Annotated in this window: 20 protein-coding genes; 8 read left to right on the top strand and 12 right to left on the bottom strand. The window is 59.6% G+C overall.

Features of this window, described 5'->3' with window-relative positions:
• Positions 1–106 precede the first annotated feature (106 nt).
• Together ABV589_RS26215 and ABV589_RS26210 are read left to right on the top strand one after the other, a co-directional pair.
• Complete coding sequence (locus tag ABV589_RS26215; protein ID WP_367084244.1) at positions 107–580, top strand: hypothetical protein; 474 nt, start codon at positions 107–109, stop codon at positions 578–580.
• A gap of 290 nt (positions 581–870) precedes the next feature.
• A complete protein-coding gene (locus ABV589_RS26210) occupies positions 871–1,848 on the top strand; it encodes a TerC family protein (RefSeq protein ID WP_367084243.1) in 978 nt (325 codons plus the stop codon).
• A 90-nt stretch (positions 1,849–1,938) separates the two neighbouring features.
• On the opposite strand, the gene ABV589_RS26205 is transcribed toward ABV589_RS26210, so the two are convergent.
• On the bottom strand, positions 1,939–3,039 hold the full coding sequence (locus ABV589_RS26205; RefSeq protein WP_047598364.1) for a polyamine ABC transporter substrate-binding protein: 1,101 nt from the start codon (positions 3,037–3,039) through the stop codon (positions 1,939–1,941).
• 348 nt (positions 3,040–3,387) lie between these two features.
• The gene (locus tag ABV589_RS26200) at positions 3,388–4,794 is read right to left on the bottom strand and encodes a cytosine permease (protein WP_367084242.1); all 1,407 of its coding nucleotides are present in this window, start codon (positions 4,792–4,794) and stop codon (positions 3,388–3,390) included.
• Between the two features lie 324 nt (positions 4,795–5,118).
• Here ABV589_RS26200 and ABV589_RS26195 point away from each other — a divergent pair, with 324 nt between their 5' ends.
• Positions 5,119–5,604, top strand: a complete 486-nt coding sequence (locus tag ABV589_RS26195; protein WP_016987069.1) for a flavin reductase family protein — start codon at positions 5,119–5,121, stop codon at positions 5,602–5,604.
• 149 nt (positions 5,605–5,753) lie between these two features.
• Entirely contained in the window at positions 5,754–6,797 is a 1,044-nt protein-coding gene (locus tag ABV589_RS26190) for an LLM class flavin-dependent oxidoreductase (protein ID WP_367084241.1), read from the top strand.
• A 93-nt stretch (positions 6,798–6,890) separates the two neighbouring features.
• Here the strand turns inward: ABV589_RS26190 and ABV589_RS26185 are convergent, their stop codons facing one another.
• The 3 genes from ABV589_RS26185 to ABV589_RS26175 all read right to left on the bottom strand — a co-directional run bounded on the left by ABV589_RS26185 (position 6,891) and on the right by ABV589_RS26175 (position 8,392).
• Complete coding sequence (locus ABV589_RS26185; RefSeq protein ID WP_367084240.1) at positions 6,891–7,199, bottom strand: hypothetical protein; 309 nt, start codon at positions 7,197–7,199, stop codon at positions 6,891–6,893.
• A 69-nt stretch (positions 7,200–7,268) separates the two neighbouring features.
• The gene (locus ABV589_RS26180; protein ID WP_367084239.1) at positions 7,269–7,850 is read right to left on the bottom strand and encodes a hypothetical protein; all 582 of its coding nucleotides are present in this window, start codon (positions 7,848–7,850) and stop codon (positions 7,269–7,271) included.
• A 92-nt stretch (positions 7,851–7,942) separates the two neighbouring features.
• The gene (locus ABV589_RS26175) at positions 7,943–8,392 is read right to left on the bottom strand and encodes a helix-turn-helix domain-containing protein (RefSeq protein ID WP_007960459.1); all 450 of its coding nucleotides are present in this window, start codon (positions 8,390–8,392) and stop codon (positions 7,943–7,945) included.
• Between the two features lie 188 nt (positions 8,393–8,580).
• Between ABV589_RS26175 and ABV589_RS26170 the strand changes: the two genes are divergently transcribed.
• The gene (locus tag ABV589_RS26170) at positions 8,581–9,399 is read left to right on the top strand and encodes an alpha/beta hydrolase (protein WP_367084238.1); all 819 of its coding nucleotides are present in this window, start codon (positions 8,581–8,583) and stop codon (positions 9,397–9,399) included.
• A 30-nt stretch (positions 9,400–9,429) separates the two neighbouring features.
• Here ABV589_RS26170 and ABV589_RS26165 read toward each other — a convergent pair whose 3' ends face one another.
• The 5 genes from ABV589_RS26165 to ABV589_RS26145 are packed head-to-tail and all read right to left on the bottom strand — an operon-like array spanning position 9,430 to position 14,249.
• On the bottom strand, positions 9,430–11,457 hold the full coding sequence (locus ABV589_RS26165; protein ID WP_367084237.1) for an LTA synthase family protein: 2,028 nt from the start codon (positions 11,455–11,457) through the stop codon (positions 9,430–9,432).
• 22 nt (positions 11,458–11,479) lie between these two features.
• Positions 11,480–12,091: a hypothetical protein gene (locus tag ABV589_RS26160; RefSeq protein WP_367084236.1), complete on the bottom strand. Its 612-nt coding sequence runs from the start codon at positions 12,089–12,091 to the stop codon at positions 11,480–11,482.
• Complete coding sequence (locus ABV589_RS26155; RefSeq protein ID WP_367084235.1) at positions 12,091–13,386, bottom strand: sialidase family protein; 1,296 nt, start codon at positions 13,384–13,386, stop codon at positions 12,091–12,093. The genes ABV589_RS26160 and ABV589_RS26155 overlap by 1 nt, the downstream gene beginning before the upstream one ends.
• 51 nt (positions 13,387–13,437) lie before the next feature.
• Positions 13,438–13,983, bottom strand: coding sequence for a cytochrome b/b6 domain-containing protein (locus ABV589_RS26150; protein WP_367084234.1), 546 nt, complete (start codon positions 13,981–13,983; stop codon positions 13,438–13,440).
• Positions 13,983–14,249, bottom strand: a complete 267-nt coding sequence (locus ABV589_RS26145; RefSeq protein ID WP_007960465.1) for a PepSY domain-containing protein — start codon at positions 14,247–14,249, stop codon at positions 13,983–13,985. Before ABV589_RS26145 ends, ABV589_RS26150 begins: the two co-directional genes overlap by 1 nt.
• A 168-nt stretch (positions 14,250–14,417) precedes the next feature.
• Here ABV589_RS26145 and ABV589_RS26140 point away from each other — a divergent pair, with 168 nt between their 5' ends.
• The 3 genes from ABV589_RS26140 to mntP all read left to right on the top strand — a co-directional run bounded on the left by ABV589_RS26140 (position 14,418) and on the right by mntP (position 17,399).
• Positions 14,418–15,080 carry a response regulator gene (locus ABV589_RS26140; RefSeq protein WP_367084233.1) on the top strand — a complete coding sequence of 221 codons (663 nt, stop codon included), beginning with the start codon at positions 14,418–14,420 and terminating at the stop codon, positions 15,078–15,080.
• Positions 15,077–16,453 (top strand): ATP-binding protein, encoded by a 1,377-nt coding sequence (locus ABV589_RS26135; protein ID WP_367084232.1) that lies wholly within the window; start codon positions 15,077–15,079, stop codon positions 16,451–16,453. The genes ABV589_RS26140 and ABV589_RS26135 overlap by 4 nt, the downstream gene beginning before the upstream one ends.
• Positions 16,454–16,835: 382 nt before the next feature.
• Positions 16,836–17,399: a manganese efflux pump MntP gene (gene mntP / locus ABV589_RS26130; protein ID WP_108590970.1), complete on the top strand. Its 564-nt coding sequence runs from the start codon at positions 16,836–16,838 to the stop codon at positions 17,397–17,399.
• A 1-nt stretch (position 17,400) separates the two neighbouring features.
• On the opposite strand, the gene ABV589_RS26125 is transcribed toward mntP, so the two are convergent.
• Positions 17,401–18,114 carry a DUF72 domain-containing protein gene (locus ABV589_RS26125; RefSeq protein WP_367084231.1) on the bottom strand — a complete coding sequence of 238 codons (714 nt, stop codon included), beginning with the start codon at positions 18,112–18,114 and terminating at the stop codon, positions 17,401–17,403.
• Between the two features lie 215 nt (positions 18,115–18,329).
• Positions 18,330–20,123, bottom strand: a complete 1,794-nt coding sequence (locus ABV589_RS26120) for a thiamine pyrophosphate-requiring protein (protein ID WP_367084230.1) — start codon at positions 20,121–20,123, stop codon at positions 18,330–18,332.
• Between the last annotated feature and the right edge of the window lie 153 nt (positions 20,124–20,276).

Here is a 20,276-nt window from a genome sequence, read left to right as displayed (position 1 = left end):
ATAGTTCTGACAGTATCGGTCGAACAGGACGGCGAGTAACGTTCTCGCTCAATGGGCTTTTCATTTAGAAACCCCAAAAACCGTTGAGCACTGAAGGAACGCAACCATGAGCAATGCCATTCTGCTTAAACAACTTGGCGTCGATGAAAACTCGAAGCCATTACCCATCAAAGTAAAACAGCAACCCGAGGATAAATACTACAAAGCCAAATTCACCCCTGATTTTCCGCCCATTCCGAGTTTCGAACCGAATCTGTTTATTTATGCTTCCTTGGTTCCCGGTTCAGTCAGTGTCATCGGCCGACATCACACAGCGGACGATTTCTACCAGATTACTATCATCATTGATCAGAAGCTCGAAAGCGGCACATACCCGATTGAGAAAGGTGACGAAAGCCGTGTGCGTGCCAGCGTCATTTCCGCTGGAGGGATCATTTCGAGTGACAAGGGCGAAATCAAACTTAAGCGAGAAAACATAAAAGAATCAATCTACGCAGAATTTGATTTTCAAATAGAGTCCGGTGGAACGTCCTACAAAGTGGAGGGCAGATTAGAACTGCGGGCGACGGGTCCTCTTTAAAATCCTCCACAATAGGAAAGTCATTCGTAAACACGCATCAATGCCAAACGGGTAAGTGCCTGCCCGCAGTGTTTGGCAGCTGTGCCTTCCAAATGAATTCACGCTAAAAATTTCTTTGCTATTCACGCATGAATGCCGTTCGTCATTGCAAATGATGCCTGCCGCAAAAAAGCCAGACACTTCGTTTTTATCGAATCCTGCCTCAGAAATATACGATTTTTCCTTGGCATTCACTCCTCGCTAGCATGTCCCGGTCTGCCTCCAACGACATAAAAGACAGGGAGATTGCCATGCCAACCACCAACATCAACATCGGCGAACCGTGGATGTGGGGCGCGTTTATCGTCTTCGTCCTCGCCATGCTTGCACTGGATCTGTTCGTCTTCGGCGGACGCAAGGCACACCGCGTTTCAGTGCGGGAAGCGTCCTGTTGGGTGATCGCCTGGTGCGCACTGGCCTTGGCCTTCGCCGGATTGCTCTGGTGGTATCTGCACGGCGAATTCGGCGCCGAGATTGCCCAGCGCAAGACCCTGGAATTCCTCACCGGTTATCTGATCGAGCAGTCGCTGTCGATCGACAACATGTTCGTCTTCGTGATGATCTTCAGCTACTTCGCCGTGCCACCGGAATTGCAACGGCGGGTGCTGTTGTATGGCGTGCTCGGGGCGATCGTGATGCGCGCGGCGATGATCTTTGCCGGGGTGTGGCTGGTGTCGCAGTTCGAGTGGCTGTTGTATGCCTTCGGGGTGTTCTTGATCATCACCGGGATCAAGATGCTGATGTTTGCCGAGCAGCAACCTGATCTCGACAAAAACCCGCTACTGCGCTGGGTGCGCGGACACATGCGGATCACCCAGGGCTTCCACGGCGAACGCTTTTTCGTGCTGCAGAACGGTGTGCGCTGGGCCACGCCGATGTTCCTCGTGCTGGTGCTGATCGAGGCCAGCGACCTGATGTTTGCGGTCGATAGCATCCCGGCGATCTTCGCAGTCACCACCGATCCGTTCATCGTGTTCACCTCGAATATCTTCGCGATCATGGGCCTGCGGGCGCTGTACTTCTTGCTGGCGGACATGGCTGACCGCTTTCATTTGCTCAAGTACGGACTGGCGATCGTGCTGGTGTTCATCGGCGGCAAGATGACGCTGATGCCGTGGTTACACATGCCGGTGGAGTGGTCGCTGGCGGTGGTCGGTGGGGTGATACTGGGGTCGGTGGTGTTGAGCCTACTCATCACCCGCAAGGAAGACCCAACCCAATCCCTGTAGGAGCTGCCGCAGGCTGCGATCTTTTGATTTTGCTTGCTGAAAAACAAGATCAAAAGATCGCAGCCTGCGGCAGCTCCTACAGGGGGGGGGTTACTTGTCGGATTTGATGCTGGTCCACACCCGGGTGCGTACGCGTTCGAGTTTCTGCGGCAGTGGCTGGACCACGTAGAGGGTTTTCAGGGCTTCAGGCGTTGGCGTCAGGTTCGGATTGCCGGTGATATCTTTGTTCACCAGCGGCATCGAATCCTTGTTCACGTTCGGGTAGCCGAGGAAATCACTGATCGGCGCAATGACTTTCGGATCCAGCAAAGTGTTAAGGAATTCGTGGGCCTCTTCGACATTCTTCGCGCTCTTCGGAATGGCAAAGGTATCGAACCAGATCGGCGCGCCCTCCTTCGGCAAGCGCCAGTCAACCACCACACCGTTGCCCGCCTCTTTCGCACGGTTGCCGAACTGATAGAAGCTGCCGGAGTAACCGATGGCCACGCAGATGTCGCCATTGGCGATGTCGGTCATGTATTTGGCCGAGTTGAAGTAGGTCACGTACGGACGAATCTTCAGCATCAGGTCCTTGGCCTTTTCATAGTCGGCCGGGTTCTGGCTGTTCGGGTCGAGGCCGAGGTAATGCAGGGCCAACGGCAGAATTTCCGACGGCGAATCGAGCATCGCCACGCCGCAGGATTTGAGCTTCTCCATATTCTCCGGCTTGAACACCAGATCCCAGCTGTCCACCGGCGCGTTGTCGCCGAGCGCTGCCTTGACCTTGGCCGGGTTGAAACCGATCAGTACCGTGCCGTACATGTAGGGCACGCCGTACTGGTTGCCAGGGTCATTGGCGTCGAGCAGTTTGAGCAGCGCCGGATCCTGGTGACTCCAGTTCGGCAGTTTCGACTTGTCGAGTTTCTGGAACACGCCGGCCTTGATCTGAGTGTCGATGAACTGGTTCGACGGCACCACCAGGTCATAGCCGGAGTTGCCGGTGAGCAGCTTGGCTTCCAGCGATTCATTGGTGTCGAAGGTGTCCCAGGTCACTTTGATGCCGGTTTTCGCGGCGAAATCCTTGGGCACCGACGGCAGGATGTAATCCGCCCAGTTGTAGACCCGCAGCTCGCGCTGCTCGGCGTGTACCGCGCTGGCCAGCAGCGTCAGCCCACACACGGTGGCACCCAGAATGCGTTTCATCGTGACCATGGTTGTTTCCCCGGAATGCGACGTGAGATCGATGGTTTTTATGTTCTGTACACGGCAGCGGCTGTAAAGGTAGCCAAGGGCAAGCAAAGTCCAGCGTTTAGTTATGGCTTTGATTCTTGCCGACCACGCGGTCGTGGCACAGTGGGGGATGGGCCAAAAGGGGATCGAAATGGCCAATATGAATGACCGCACGAATGCACAAGGTCTTGGCAAACACCACTTGTGGCGAGGGAGCTTGCTCCCGCCGGGCCGCGCAGCGGACCTCGCTCTTCAATTCAGAAAAGCAGGGGCCTGCTGCGCAGTCCAGCGGGAGCAAGCTCCCTCGCCACGGTTATATTGAGGTTCGGGTCAGTCGGTATAACTCAACCGCGCCGCCCTGCTCTGCCGGGTCTGCCCACGTGTGGCGAGGCAGTAATACAGCGGCACCGTCACCACCAGGCCGAACAGCCACGACAGATCCGCACCGTCCACCAGATTGGCGTACGGCCCGACGTACAGCGAGGTATTGGCGAACGGCAACTGCACGATGATGCCGATGAAGTAGGCAATGATCGCGTGCAGATTGAAACGCCCGTAAATGCCGCCGTCCGCGCGGAAAATCGAGCTGATGTCATAGCTGCCGCGCTTGATCAGATAGAAGTCGATCAGGTTGATCGACGCCCACGGCACCAGCACCAGCAGCAACGCCAGAATCAGCCCGATGAACTGCGAAATGAAATCCGCCGAAGCACCCAGCGCCACCACGCAGCAAGCCGCCAGCACCACGCTCGACAACAGCACGCGCACCTTGATGCTCGGCGTCCACTGACTGGCGAAGGTCTGGATCGAGGTGATGATCGACAGCACCGCGCCGTACAGATTCAGCGCGTTGTGGCTGATGATGTTGAGCAAGAACAGCACCATCAGAATCGGTCCCAGCCACCCGGTGGACTGCTTGACCGCCACCATCGCCTCGGTGCCTTCCGGCGTCGCCAGAACCGCCACCGCGCCAAAGCTGAACGACAGAATCGTGCCCAGCGTCGCACCCAGATAAGTGGCCCAGAACGGTTTGGCGATACCGATATCCGCCGGCAAATAACGCGAATAGTCGGACACGTACGGCGAGAAGCTGATCTGCCAGATGATCCCCAGCGACACCGTCGCCAGCCAGCCCGACAGGTTGAAGCTGCCGCGCGTCAGGAAGTCCGCCGGCAAGTCATGGGCAAATATGTAGATGAATCCGGCCAGCAGCGCGCTGCCCATCACCCAGGTGCCGATGCGGTTCAGTGTGTGAATGAAGTTGTAGCCGATCACGCCAATCGCCGTGGCCGCCAGCGCGCCAATCAGAATGCTCAAAGGTGCCGGCACCGACGGCGCAATACCGACAATCGATTTACCGGCAAGCACGATGTTGGAAATGAAAAAACCGATGTAGATCAGCGCCGCAAAAAACACGATCAGCAGTGCGCCGTAACGCCCGAACTGACCACGACTCTGAACCATTTGCGGAATGCCCATGCGCGGGCCTTGCGCCGACGCCAGCGCGATCACCACCCCGCCGATCAGGTGCCCCAGCGCAATCGCCAGCAGCCCCCAGAACAAGTCGAGATGAAATACCTGAACCACCATGGCCCCGGTGACGATCGGCAGTGGCGCAATGTTGGTGCTGAACCATAAGGTGAAAAGGTCGCGGGCCTTCCCGTGGCGTTCCGCGAGTGGGACGTAGTCGACCGTGTGATTCTCGATCAACGGATCTTGCCGGGACATCTGGGACATATGCATGAACTCGAGTTTGTCTGTTCTTATCTTTGTATGAAGCCAAACCGGGGGAACTCTTTGGTCGCCCCTCAGATGCAGACCATATTATGGTATTCCAAACATTTCACAAGACTGATCCGTAGTTTACGGCGCCAGCTGATACGCCATCTTCAATGATCCTGCGGCCTGCAGGCCAGCCGAAAGCCCAATAAATGCTGAGTTTCCGACGAAAGCACCACGTTTATCGGTTCAGCCTAAAAGCCCTTGCAAAGAAAAAATACTGGTATACCATCAGACCAACAAATACATAAAAATCGCGTCATAACACCCGAGGATCACCCAATGATCGATGCTGCCATCTACAAACAAGTCATGGGCTCGTTTCCGTCCGGCGTCACTGTCATCACCACGCTGGACGATGACGGCCAGATCGTTGGCCTCACTGCCAGCGCCTTCAGTTCACTGTCGATGGACCCGGCGCTGGTGCTGTTCTGCCCCAACTACAGCTCCGACTCCTACCCTGTACTGATCAAGAACAAGCGCTTTGCGATCCACGTCCTCTCCGGTGGCCAGCAGAGCGAAGCCTATGCCTTCGCCCGCAAAGGCAAGGACAAGGCGCAAGGCATCGAGTGGACATTGAGCGAGCTGGGCAACCCGATCCTGGCCAATGCGACGGCTATCATCGAGTGTGAGTTGTGGCGCGAATACGAAGGTGGTGACCACGCGATCATGGTCGGCGCAGTGAAAAATCTGATCGTCCCGGAGCAAATCGCCGGGCCGCTGGTTTACTGCCACGGCAAGATGGGCGCCCTGCCCGTTCTGGCCTGATCGTCAGCCCTACACAAATCAACTGTGGGAGCGAGCTTGCTCGCGAAGGCGTCTTGTCAGTCGCCATAGATGCTGGCTGTTACACCGCTTTTCGCGAGCAAGCTCGCTCCCACAAGTAGCCTCAACAACAAAAGATCCGAGGAAGCGTCATGAAATTTTCCCTGTTCATCCACATGGAACGCTGGGACGAAAGCGTCAGCCACCGCCAACTGTTCGAAGACCTGACCGAACTGACCCTGATGGCCGAGGCCGGTGGTTTCAGCACCGTGTGGATCGGCGAACACCACGCGATGGAATACACCATCTCGCCGAGCCCGATGCCGCTGCTGGCCTACCTCGCCGCCAAAACCACCACCATTCACCTGGGCGCCGGCACCATCATCGCGCCGTTCTGGCACCCGCTGCGGGTGGCCGGTGAATGCGCGCTGCTCGACGTGATCAGCAACGGACGCATGGAAGTCGGCCTGGCGCGCGGCGCCTATCAGGTCGAATTCGATCGCATGGCCGGCGGCATGCCCGCCTCCAGCGGCGGCCAGGCCCTGCGTGAAATGGTCCCGGTGGTCCGCGCCCTGTGGCAAGGCGACTACGCCCACGACGGCGACATCTGGAAATTCCCGACCTCGACCAGCGTGCCGAAGCCGATCCAGAAGCCGAATCCGCCAATGTGGATCGCCGCCCGCGATCCCGATTCGCACAACTTTGCCGTGGCCAACGGCTGCAACGTGATGGTCACGCCGTTGATGAAAGGCGACGAAGAAGTCCTCGACCTGAAAAACAAATTCCAGACCGCACTGGACAACAACCCCGGCGTTCCGCGCCCGCAACTGATGGTGCTGCGCCACACCCACGTGCACTCGGCGGACGATCCGGACGGCTGGAAAGTCGGTGCAAAGGCCATCTCGCGTTTCTACCGCACCTTCGATGCCTGGTTCGGCAACAAGGAAGTACCGGTCAACGGCTTCCTCGCTCCGAGTCCGGAAGAGAAGTTTGCCGGGCGTCCGGAGTTTGAGCTGGAGAGCCTGCACAAGACGGCGATGATTGGTACGCCGGAAGAGATTATTCCGCGCATCAAGTACTACCAGGAACTGGGGGTGGATGAGTTCAGTTTCTGGTGTGACAACAGCTTGCCGCATGCAGAGAAGAAGAAGTCGCTGGAGTTGTTTATCAGGGATGTGGTGCCGGCGTTTCGCTGAGCGACTTGTAAAAAAAACCGGGCATCAGCCCGGTTTTTTGATAGGTATATCCAAAACAGTTCGAATATCAAAGAAAACTTTTCAATCAACAATTCAATACCGATAATCCGAAAAGAAAAATAGCGCATACAAAAAGAGTGCAAAAACTGCTAATGCCGCCCGCCCCGCGGGGTCAGCATCCGGGCCTAATCCACCGGGTGCAATGGCAACCGTTGCCCCTCTTGAATAGTTATAAACACCTTGAGCAAACCATAACTGAACAGCAAGTACCGTAAAAAAACGCCCCCAGCTGCCATTGAATTGAAAGTAGCCATTGAGTAGTGCTGCGAGCAATAGCCCTATCCCCACCCAATCACGGTATTTGAACAGCCAGTTGATTCTTGATTTACCTGTTACAGGCATCGACAGTTCCTTTAACGATATTGCCCCAAACGTCCTACGCGCCCAAAAAACTGGAAACTCTAACTGCGGTCACAGATATGGTTCATTCGAGCGGGACCCGCCCACCTCATCATTGAAATAATCATGAAACGCGTCAATGATTGCGTCCAAAGTGCCATCGCGACCTTTAAGGGCTTGAAACTCTTTGGAACTGATCAAGTTACGCCCTACGCCCTCAGAAAATTTTAACTGGGCATTGGCCTTACTCAGAGCCAGCACACCAAACTCTTCGTAAGCGCTTTCAAACAATAGCCAATCAAAACCCAGATTACCGACGATCATCGGATAATCCGCAGTGCCTTTGAAAAAATCCCGAAAGCCAGAATTCAAGACTTCGATACCTTCATCGACATTGTTCCCATCGAAAAGGTAGCACAAGCCAGAAGGTGCGCTGAACAAGGCGAATACGTCTGTCGAGAAAACTTCATAGTTCAAGCAAACCAATTCACTGAGAACATCAGTAGTACTTAGCATTGGCCTTTCAAAAAAATAATACTCAAGCCCTGAATCAAGAAAGACCATCGCAGGAAGATCTTTCTCCAAATCAAGGTGATTCGCTAACGCTGCCGTTATCCGATTCACTTCTTTAAATTCAACTTTTAACAGGCTCATTTACTCAATCTTGAATCGGATTTTGACAGTCGGGTTTGTAACAGGGATTGAACAATCGATGCGGTTGCGGTTTTCCGAGGTTAATCCTTGGTTCAGTGCGCAACGCCCAACTTCGTCGCCACGTCCTGCGGTGCCAGCAGGCGGCCATCCGCTGAACGCAATTCAAGTTTGCTGATCGGCTGACGCTGCTGCGCATCAACCATCACCGAACCCGGCTCACCCGGCGCATACAAATGCTCGCCACCCCACTGCGACAGCGCAACAATCACCGTCTGCAAGGCCTTGCCGCGTTCGGTCAGCACGTATTCCTTATAGGCACCGCCATCGGCGGCCGGCACGGTTTGCAGAATCCCCTGCTCGACCAGGGCCTTGAGCCGGGCGCTGAGCATGTTCTTGGCGATATCCAGATTCTTCTGAAAATCGCTGAAGCGGCGGATGCCCTCCAGCGCATCGCGGATGATCAGCAGCGACCACCAGTCGCCGATCAGGTCCAGCGTACGGGCGACCGGGCAGGCATTGCCGTGCAGGCTTTTGCGCTTCACAGGGTGTTTCTCCATCAAACCAGCGTGTGGTTGCATCTTACAACTGTGACGCTGGAAAAGAACCTCGCCGCCCGGCCCGGCAATTCAGCACTTGCGTACAAGTGACCGCCGCGATTTGCGCCGATAGTGATGGGCGGCCATTGCGGCATCCGGCCTTCCCGAACGATTGCCCACAGCAAGGAGTTTCCATGAGCACATTCACTACCGATGACGGCACACAGATCTATTTCAAGGACTGGGGCAGCGGCAAACCCGTGTTGTTCAGCCATGGCTGGCCGCTGGATGCCGACATGTGGGAATACCAGATGGAATATCTGAGCAGTCGCGGCTACCGCACGATTGCCTTCGACCGCCGTGGTTTCGGGCGCTCCGATCAACCATGGACCGGCTACGACTACGACACCTTCGCCGATGACATCGCGCAACTGATCAACCACCTCGACCTGCGCGACGTCACACTGGTCGGCTTCTCCATGGGCGGCGGCGACGTCAGCCGCTACATCGCCCGCCACGGCAGCGAGCGCGTTGCCGGGCTGGTGCTGCTCGGGGCGGTGACGCCGCTGTTCGGCAAGAAGGCCGACTACCCGCAGGGCGTCGACACCTCGGTGTTCGACGGGATCAAGGCCGGCCTGCTCAAGGATCGCGCGCAGTTCATCGCTGATTTCGCCGCGCCGTTCTACGGCACCAATCAGGGCCAGAAAGTCTCCGACGGCGTGCTCACGCAAACCCTGAACGTCGCCCTGCTCGCTTCGCTGAAAGGCACCGTGGATTGCGTCACCGCGTTCTCTGAAACCGACTTCCGCCCGGACATGGCGAAGATCGACGTGCCGACCCTGGTGATCCACGGTGACGGCGATCAGATCGTGCCGTTCGAAACCACCGGCAAACAGGCGGCGGCGTTGATCGAGGGCGCCGAGCTGAAAGTCTACGCCGGGGCACCGCACGGTTTTGCCGTGACGCACACCGAAGCGCTGAATGAAGACCTGCTGGCGTTCCTGAACCGCTAAAAACGCTGCGCTGACCAGGCGCCCACCCGGTCAGCGCACGTTGCGGTACAGCATCAGCCGCGCGCTCTCGTGCAACCCCCGCGTCAGCTCCACCAGGCGCTGGAATTCCTCGGGGTTTTGCCCGGCGACGTTATCCAGCGGGGTCTTCGACGCCAGGTCATGCAAGGTCGGCGAGCTGCCGTCATGCTGCATCTGCAGGAGGAAATCCTTGGTCACCCCGCCAATCACCGGGAACGTGCCCTCGCGCAGCACCAGCGGCACCACGCGCTCACCTTCCGGCGCCGGTTGCTGGACATCGCGGCCCATTGCGCCATTGCTGAACGGCACGCCGGCCATCCCCGCCACTGTCGGCAGCAAATCCGTCAGCCCCACCGCTTGCTCGATGACCTTCGGCGCCAGCAGCCCCGGGGCGTGAATCAGCATCGGCACATGGTTGCTCTCCAGCCCCAGTTGCTCGAACGCCGGCGGCATGTGCGGGATCTGGCTGATGCGCGTGTTGTGGTCGCCGAAAAACACAAAAATCGTGTTGTCGTAATAGCCGCCGGCCTTGGCCAATTCCATTAATTTGCCGATATTGAAATCCAGCAGGCGCACCGCATTGTATTGCTCGACGCTACGTGACCCGGCGGCCTGCACCTGTTCCAGCGACAGGTTGCTGACCTCGAAGCCGTCGTTGTCCTTGGGGATGGTGAATGGCCGATGGTTGCCCGAGGTTTGCACGTAGGCGAAGAACGGTCGGTCCTTGGGCAGGTCGCGCAGGATGCGGTCGCTCTCCTTGAACAGATCCAGATCGGAAATCCCCCACACGTCCACCAGCGGCGAACGCCAGTCGCTTTCCTGATACAGGCGCACGCCATCGATGCTCTGCTGTATCAGCGCATTGATATTGGCCCAACCGGCATTGCCGCCGATCATGTAGAGCTTCTGGTAATCGGTGAAGGCATTGATCAGTGTGTGCTGGCGGGTGATCAGCGGATGGCGCGTCGCAGTCTCGCGGCGCGTCACGTCGGGCACGCCAGTGATGCTCGCCCACACGGTTTTCGCGGTGCCGGTGACTGGCACATAGAAGTGCTTGAAAAACCAGCTTTGGGTCGCCAGTTGATCGAGGTTCGGCGTCGGGTTCAGCGGATTGCCGTAGGCGCCGACGGCGCTGGTGCCCAGTGATTCGAGCATGACGAACATCACATTCGGCGCGCCCGGCAGCCGATACGGCTGCACGGCTTGCTGCCGCTCGAAACTCAGGCTTTGCGGATCCGGTCGATCCACGTCCAGATAGCGGGCAATCACTGGATAGTGCTCGCGCACCTGCTGCTCATCGAATTGCGCCTGCCCGGTTTTCAACGTGTCGTAGAGGAACAACACCGGGTTCAGGCCGACAGCGGCGATCTGCGCGTCACCGGAGAAGAACGCATCGCTCCAGCGCAGCGGCACCGGGTTTTCCAGATTGAGATTGTCGACCCGACCGAGCAGCGCCAGCAGCACCACGACCACGCTTAGCCCGGTGCCGAATGCCAGCGACGGACGCCGGATAACCTTAGCTTCACGGGCCAGCGTCAGCCGTTCCAGCTGCAAAAGTCCGTAGAAGCAGACGCCCAGCACCGCCAACCAGCCGAGCGCGATCCACAGCACCGGATAGGTTTCCCAAACCATCTGTTGTGAGATTTGCGCATCTTCCAGATAACGCAGCACCGTGGCGTTGATCCGCACGCCGAGGTAGGCGTAATGACCGAAATCGATGATGTACAGCAGGCCGATTGCGCCGAGCGCCAGCAGCCAGTAAATCCGCGCGACCCAGCGCAACCACGGCAGACGCGTGAGGTTCCAGCGCGGCACCCAGGCCAGCAGCGCCAATGGCAGGATCAGCAACACGGCGAGGCGCAGGTCGAAGCGCAAACCGATCCCGAGGGTTTCGCGCAGTGCCGTGTTGTCGACGAACTCGCTGGGCGAGATCCCGGAAAAACCCAGTACGAACACCAGCCGGAGCACGGCAAACAACAAGAACGCCAAACCTGCCGCACCCACGCCATAGCGCAGGCGTCGCGATTGCAACCAGCCCATCATTGACCTCAGTGTCGTTGGTTCAGATAGAAGATGTCGTGCTTGTCGACTCTGGCCGCAGCAAACGCCAGACCTCGCGCAGGCACAGCGTGGTGCCGGCCACCAGGCAGTACCCCACCAGCAGCGGATCGATCAGGTAATCCCAGTAGTTTTCCGAAGCTTTGAGCCGCAGCGCAAAGGCCAGCGTTGCCAACGCGAGCATCCACACCGCCAGTGCATTGCCCAGCCACAACAGCGCCAGAGTCAGCACGCCGATGCAGACAATCAGTGGCCGGGGATTGAAGCCCCAGCGGTACGGATCGACATACGTCAGGCCCATCGTCGCCGGATACAGCAGCGCGGCCAGCACGACGAACAGCACCAGCACCTGAACCCGCGCCGACAGCGACTGCTGGTTGACCACACCGAGCCGCACAAGGCTGGCCCAGCCGAGCAACACCAATGTGGTGATCGCCAGATCGTCGGTAAAGCTGCGCAGATACGCCGCCACCGGCAGATCGTTGAGCGGAATGAAACTGACCGCCGCCAGCGCCGGCAACAGCCACGGACGCCAGCGTTGTGTGCAGTGCAGGGAACCGAGCAGGACAAAACCCAGCAGGATAAAGGTCAAATGGGCTTGCCAGAGAGACAGCATCACAGGCGCTCCGCCAGCCACGCTTCATTGAAGCTGACATGTTTGATGAAGGTGTTATTCCACGAATACACCAGGTGATAGAGGCCATCGCTGCCGCGACTGAAGTACGGATACTCGTACTCGAAATCACAGCCCTGCGGCTTGCACACCCGGTAGTCCAGATTGCTCAGAAAGCGTTGCTCCAGCGGCAAGCGCCGGGCACCACTGGAAGCGCGAAAGCCTTCGCCGATGATCGCCTTGTAGGCTTCGGGAGCGAACGGCTGGCCGAGCGGATCGGGCGACTGATCGAGTTCGATCACGTTGCGCCAGTGGTTCAGATTGGCATCGGTGCCATACAGGCTGAGCTTGAAGCGCCCGTCCTGCAGATCATTCAGCGCCACCAGCAGACCGTTGTCGCCGATGCCGACTGCCGCGAGCGATGAATTGGGGTTGGCCGGCTCCAGCGGATACGGCTCGCTCCAGGTCTGCCCGGCGTCCTCGGTGCGGCTGGCCAGCACCCGATGATGGGTCTCGCCGGCATAACGCAGCATGGCCACGGCACGTTTTCCGTCCAACGGCACAATGGTCGGCTGCAACGAATGCTTGCCACGGCTGATACGGAATTTGTCGATCACCGCGCCGTCCGCGCTCAAGTACAGGTACTCGGCAAATTTGCCCATGAACTCGTGATACACCGGCAGACCGATCGAGCCGTCAGCATGAAACACCGGCGCAGCGCGCACCAGCGTGCTGATGTTGAAAAACGGCGAAGTGATCAACTGCCGGGGCGTCGACCAGTTGCGCCCGAAATCATCCGAGACCATCACGTTGATCGCACTGGTGGCCCAGCCGCCCACAGACACCGAAACATAGAACATCCACAGACGTTGATCCGGCGCCAGGGCGATCACCGGATTGCCCAGTTTGCGGATGTAGCGGCGGGTGCCGTCGCGGGTCGATTCGCGGGTGGCCAGCACTTGCTCGGCGCCCCACTCTGCGGTGTCGGCATCGTAGCGTGCGGTGCGGATCTGCACATCGGCGGCGCCCTCGCGGGAACCGGCAAACCACACCGCCATCAGGTCGCCGCCCGGCAGCGCGGTCACCGACGACGAGTGCACGAAATCATTCAATTTCGAGGAGACGAAACGACTGCTGTACAGCGGCTCCGGTGCCTGCAGCGAAGCATCCACCGGCGGCGTCGCCACGGCAAACGGCGCCAGCACATGAGCCGGATGACTGCGCCAGGCACCAAAGAAAACCAGGCTCACGGCCAGTGCGCCGAGGACAAATTTCAAGCGATCGGGAAGCGCACGCATAGTGGACTCACGGCAAAAACAGGATGGAGGGCAATCGACAAAACATCCCTGTCAGCGCGGCGGATCGTCCGGCAAGCGCCGTCGGCGTCCGGTGAGCATCGACAACGGCAAGTTGTCTCGCAGCAGAAAACTCTCGAACAGCGCGGCGGCGATGTGCAGACACACCAGCACCAGCAAGCTGTCGACGGCGGTCTCGTGCACCTGCAACGGCCAATCGGAGCCCCACAAGGCGTCGACCTCTTCCATGGCCCAGCCGCTCAAACCGGCGATAAACATCGCCAGCAACATCAACAGCATCACCAGCGCACCCATCGGCGAATGCCCGAGGCGATGCTCGGGACGTCCGCGAATCAGGGATCGCGCATGGGCGACCAGCCGCGTCGGCGTCGGCCAGAAATCCGCCCAACGCGCACTGCGCGGCCCGACGAAGCCCCATACCAGCCGCACCAGCAGCCAGCCCATGGCGTAATAGCCGAGCCAGACATGCCAAGCGTCACCGGCTTCATTGAAGAAGTAATTGGCGACGAAGACGCCCGCGATGGACAGATGAAACAGCCGCACCACGGGGTCCCACAGGCGCACGGAGGCGCTTGGCATCAGCCCTTGATCTCGGTTTTCACCGCTTTGCCGCTGACCGGGTCGTGGTAGATTTCGACCTTGCGCTTGTCCTTGTCGAAGCCGTAGATCTCGTAGCAGTTGCCGTCGGTGACCTTGAACTTGCTGATCTCGTAGCCCTGGGCTTTAAGCTGCTCCTGAAAGGCTTTCTGGTCTTGCCATTGCGAGCGTTCGGCGGTGGTGCATTGCGGGCCGGCGACGGCCAGCGGGCTGGCAACGATGAGGGACAACAGCAGAAGTTTGCGCATGGAAACACTCTCGCTCGATGAGGAAGGCCTCACTGTGCAAAAGCAACCTTAGTCGAAGCTTAGTTGGCAACGAGTCGTTACATCTTTCCCGTCGGGTCAGCTGCCACGGCCCGCTGCACAGCGGCATGATGCGGCCCTCACCCGCCGTGTTTCCCAAGAGAATCCGCTATGCGTCTACTGCTGGTCGAAGATGATCGCGCCCTCGGCCAGGGCATTCGCGTTGCCCTCGGCAGCGAAGGCTATACGCTCGACTGGTTGCAGGATGGGGTCAGCGCCCTGCACGCCCTGCGCAGTGAGAGCTTCGACTTGCTGCTGCTCGACCTCGGCTTGCCCCGGCTCGACGGCCTCGCGCTGCTGCAACGCTTGCGTGGCGAGCAGCAGGACTTGCCGGTGCTGATCCTCACCGCCCGCGACGGCACCGCCGAACGCATTGCCGGGCTGGATGCCGGCGCCGACGACTACCTGATCAAACCGTTCGACGTCGATGAACTGAAAGCGCGGATTCGCGCGTTGCTGCGCCGCAGTCAGGGCCGTGCGCAACCGGTCCTTGAGCATGCCGGGGTGTGTCTCGATCCGGTCACGCAGCAGGTCACCTGGCGCGGCACCGACGTGGTGGTGACGCCGATGGAGTATCAACTGCTGCACCAACTGATGGCCCGCCCGGGCAAGGTGGTTACCCGCGAGCGCCTGTCGCGAGCGCTGTATGGCTGGCAAGATCGGGTCGAAAGCAACACCCTCGAAGTGCTGATCCACAACCTGCGCAAAAAACTCTCGAGCGAATTGATCCGCACCGTGCGCGGTGTCGGCTATGTGCTGGAGCTCAAACCATGATTTCCATACGTGCGCGGATTCTGGTGCCGGTGCTGATTCTGGTATTGATCGGCGACCTGCTGATCAGTTGGCTGGTGCTGCGCGACAGTCACCATGAAATCGAAGAGGTCTACGATGCCCAACTGGCGCAAAGCGCACGCCTGCTGCAAGGCGTGCTGGCCCAGCGCGCACCGGGCGACAATGACTGGAGCCGGCTCTATCAGGCCTTCGATGAAGCCATGAGCCGGGTCGGCGACGGCGAGGCCGCACACCCTTACGAAACCCGTCTGACCTTTCAGGTCTGGCGCAGCGACGGGCAATTGCTGGTGCGCTCGGCCGAAGCGCCGGAACTTGCCGCGCCGCCCACTACCCTCGGCTCCCACGACCTGATGGAGAATGGCCGCGACTGGTGCGCGTTTCTGCTCAAGGACCCGCAACAAGGGCTGCTGATCTGGGTCGGCGAGCGCGACGACATCCGTCAGGACTTGATTGAGCGCATCGTCGGCCACACATTGTGGCCGAGCCTGATCGGCGTACCGCTGCTGGCCGCGCTGATCTGGCTGACCATCGGCTGGGGCCTGCAACCGTTGCGCGCCATGGCGCAGAGCATTCGCGGCCGTGACACCGAGACCCTGAAACCGCTGCATCTGAGCCCCCTGCCGCATGATCTGGAGCCGATGCAAACCGCGCTCAATCGTCTGCTGCAACAGATCGACAATCTGCTGGCGCGTGAACGGCGCTTCATTGCCGACGCTGCCCATGAGCTGCGCACACCGCTGGCGATTCTGCGGATCCACGCGCAAAACGCGCAACTGGCGGCGACCCCGCAACAACGCGAAGAGGCGCTGGAATATCTGGTCAGTGCGGTGGATCGGGCGACGCGCATCGCCAGTCAGTTGCTGACCATGGCGCGCATCGAACCGCACCTGGCCAACCCCGAAACCCGCACTGTGGAACTGACCGAGCTGGTGCGCGAAGAACTCGCCGAACTGGCACCGCTGGCCATGGAAAAAGACGTCGAATTGATCCTCGACAGCGACCACCACTGCCCGGTCGACACCGACCCGGTCGCCCTCGCCATCGCCTTGCAGAACCTGGTGACCAACGCCCTGAATTTCGCCCCGCCGGGCAGCGAGGTACGGGTTCAGGTGCAACCGCAGGCGGGCGGCGCGGTGTATATCAGCGTCGAAGACGCCGGCCCCGGTATCAACGAGCAGGAATACGCACGACTGTTCGAGCGTTTCTACAGCCACGGCCACGACAATGGCGCCGGACTGGGGCTGGCGATCGTGCAGATGATCGTCAGCAAGATCGGCAGCTCGTTGCAGCTGTACAACCGGCCGCAGGGCGGGTTGTGTGCGCAGTTGCGGATCAATGAGCTCCCGAGTCAATAACAGCACCCGGCCCCCATTGTGGCGAGGGAGCTTGTCGAATCGTCGCACCGTCCCGCTGGACTGCGAAGCAGGCCTTCTGCTATTCGGCAAAAAAAGGGCCGCTGCGCGACCCGGCGGGAGCAAGCTCCCTCGCCACAGAGTGTTGTGTTTATTGATCGCCTCGATGCTTTTGACAAAATTTTCATGCTTACCCCAATAACATTCGCAGCCTCGTTGGGGAGTAGCCTGTTTCCGAGTCCCTCGGAAGCGTCCGTATCAACATTCTCGGCAACACGCCGTGGTACGGACACCTTTTGGTTGGTGAGACCGACGACACATCCATGCCTAATGTCGGGCGTGTGGTTGTGTCGTTGACTCATAGCCCGACTGGAAGTGTGCCCCCGTGAATCCTGTTTCCCTCATATTCCTCGCTCTGGCCATGTCCACGGACGCGTTCGCCGCGGCCATCGGCAAAGGCTCCAGCCTGCACAAACCACGTCTGAGCGAAGCCCTGCGCACCGGCCTGATCTTTGGCGTGATCGAAGCCATCACCCCGATCATCGGCTGGCTGATCGGCCAGGCCGCCACCCGTTGGGTCGCCGAATGGGACCACTGGATCGCTTTCACGCTGCTGGTCATCCTCGGTCTGCACATGATCTACAACGGTCTGAAGCACGAAGACGAGGAAGAAGAAAAACCCGGCCAGCACTCGTTCCTGATTCTCGCGGTCACCGCGTTCGCCACCAGCATTGACGCCCTCGCGGTCGGCGTCGGCCTGGCGTTTGTCGACGTGAATATCTGGGTGGCGGCAGCGGCCATCGGCGTGGCAACCATGACCATGGTGACCATCGGCGTGATGCTCGGCCGGGTGCTCGGCGCAGTGGTCGGCAAGCGTGCGGAAATCGTCGGTGGCGTGGTGCTGATGATCGTCGGCGCGACCATTCTGTACGAGCACTTGTCGGCCTGAGTCAGATATGGACAAGCGCCGCCAGTGTCATCGCGTTGCCCAACGCGGCGCCACTGGCGGTGTTGTCGAAGATGCACCAGACGCTGGCCCCCTCCGCAGCGCAGGCCTTCATGTCCTGCGCCAGCCGTTGCAGACAAGGCAACTCATAAGCACTGTGATAAATCCGTGGTGAGCCGTGCAGCCGCCAATAGCGCACACCCGGCCAGCCCTGCGCCGAACCGTCGGTACTGATCCGCGACGGATCGACCACGACTTGGGCAATCCTATACGCCTGCAACATCGGCGCAGCCGCCACCCACGATTCATGCCGTGGTTCAAACACCACGTCACCGTCGAAGCGTTGGCGCAACGCCACGAAAAACGCCTCTGCGCTTGCCGGCTCAAACACAAGCGACGGCGGCAGTTGCACCAGCAAACACCCCAACCGGTCAGCCAGTCCCTCGCACTGCCCCAGGAACTCATCCAGCGGCTGATCACTATCGCGCAAGCGCAATTCATGGGTGATCAACTTCGGCATCTTCACCGAAAACCGAAACCCGGGCGGCACCGAATCCGCCCAACGCGCATAGGTCTGACGCCGATGCGGACGATAAAACGAGCTGTTGATTTCCACGCAGTCGAACCGCGCCGCATAACGCTGCAGATGCGTGCCCTCGGCCGGAAACTCTGGCCAGTATTCACGCCCCAGACTCCAGCCTGCGCAACCGATGAACATCAAAAAAGCACCTTCGCCGCTTCACGCATGAAAATCTCCACGGTCTCGTTCACAGATTTCAGGCACAACGAAATACCTGTGGGAGCTGGCTTGCCAGCGAAGGCGTCGATACATCCACAGACGCTGTGCCTGACACAACGCTTTCGCGAGCAAGCTCGCTCCCACAGAGTTCAGCGGCGCTCACAGATTTGGAGCGCGACGAAGCGCCTACACGATTATTTTTTGCCGGGCAGGACGCTGGCCAGGGCCAGCACCTGCTTGGCGGCTTGCACGATCACGCCCGCCTCGTCCGGGTCGCCCTTGAGCAGGGTCGTGGCGAATTTCTTCGCCTGTTCGAGCTTGATGTGCGGCGGCAACGGCGGCACGTTGGGGTCGGTCTTGAACTCGATCAGCACCGGTACGTCCGAGGCCAGCGCCTGCTCCCAAGCGGCGGCGACGTCTTCTTCGCGGTCGACGAAAATTCCTTTCAGGCCGATGGAAATGGCGAACAGGTGATACGGCACGTCAGGGATGCTCTGCGAGGCTTCGAACTTCGGATCACCCTCCATCACCCGCTGCTCCCAGGTGACCTGATTCAAGTCCTCGTTGTTGAACACCGCACAGATCCATTTCGGGCTGTCCCACTGACGCCAGTATTTGGCGACGGTGATCAGCTCGGCCATGTTGTTCATCTGCATCGCGCCGTCGCCCACCAGCGCAATCACCGCGCGCTCGGGATGGGCGAACTTGGCGGCAATCGCGTACGGCACGGCAGCCCCCATCGAGGCCAGGCCACCGGACAGCGAACATTGCATGCCACGACGGATCTTCAGGTCACGGGCGTACCAGTTGGCGCACGAACCCGAGTCACTGGTAATGATCGCCTGATCCGGCAGGCGCGGTGACAGCTCGTACACCACCCGCTGCGGATTGATCGGATCGGCCTTGGACATGGCGCGTTTTTCCAGGGTCTTCTCCCAGGTGCTGCGCCAGCCTTCGATTTTCTTGCGCCACTTGTGCGAGGTTTTCTGTTCGAGCAACGGCAGCAGCGCGGCGAGGGTTTCGGCGGAGTCGCCAACCAGGTTGACCTCCATCGGATAACGCAGGCTGAGCATGTCCGGCTGTAAATCGATCTGCACGCCACGCGCCTGACCTTCCTTCGGCAGAAATTCGGCATAGGGGAAACCCGAGCCGATCATCAGCAAGGTGTCGCATTCGTTCATCATCTTGTAGCTCGGTTCGGTGCCCAGCAGGCCGATACTGCCGGTGACCCACGGCAAATCGTCCGGCAGCGCGGCCTTGCCGAGCAACGCCTTGGCTACGCCAGCACCGAGTTTTTCCGCAATGGCGATCACTTCATCCGTTGCCTGCAACGCGCCGGCGCCCACCAGAATCGCAACCTTTTCACCGCTGTTCAAAACGTCGGCGGCGCGTTGCAGATCGGCCTCGTAGGGCAGCACTTTCGGCTTGGTATAACCGACGCCAGAGTGCGCGGTGCCATGCGCCCGCGCCGGTGGCTCGTACTCAAGATCCTGCAGGTCATTGGGCAGGATGATCGCCGTCACCCGCCGTTCGCCAACCGCCGTGCGCACGGCGCGATCGAGCAAATGCCGCACTTGCGATGGCGCCGACGCCTGCTGCACAAACGCCCCGGCCACATCCTTGAACATCGACACCAGGTCCAGCTCCTGCTGGTAATGACTGCCGAGCGCCGTCCGCGCCTGCTGGCCGACAATCGCCAGCACCGGCTGATGATCCATGCGGGCGTCGTACAACCCGGTGATCAGGTGCGAAGCACCCGGCCCCGAAGTGGCGATGCACACACCCAACTCGCCCGTGAACTTGGCGTGGGCCGAGGCCATGAATGCGGCCATTTCTTCGTGTCGGGCCTGAACGAATTCGATCTTGCCATTGGCTCGGGCGAGCGCGCCGAACACGCCGTTGATGCCATCGCCCGGATAACCAAAAATCCGCGTGACGCCCCATTGGCTGAGCCGCTCAACCAGAAAATCTCCCACTGTCGTCGTCATCTCGTTCCTCGCCTGTCACCGATGCATGAAGCCGTCCCGGCGGATTAGCCGCCGGGCGGTACAAGGGTCTGGACAGTCGGGACGCGCGCGAAGTTTCGATTGTTTTTATTGCCGAGCCGCTTCATGTAGGAGCTGCCGCAGGCTGCGATCTTT

The sequence above is a fragment of the Pseudomonas sp. HOU2 genome, assembly GCF_040729435.1.
Classification (GTDB): Bacteria; Pseudomonadota; Gammaproteobacteria; order Pseudomonadales; family Pseudomonadaceae; genus Aquipseudomonas.
Note: the sequence above shows the minus strand (reverse complement) of the source record. Positions and strands in the feature narration are given on the sequence as shown.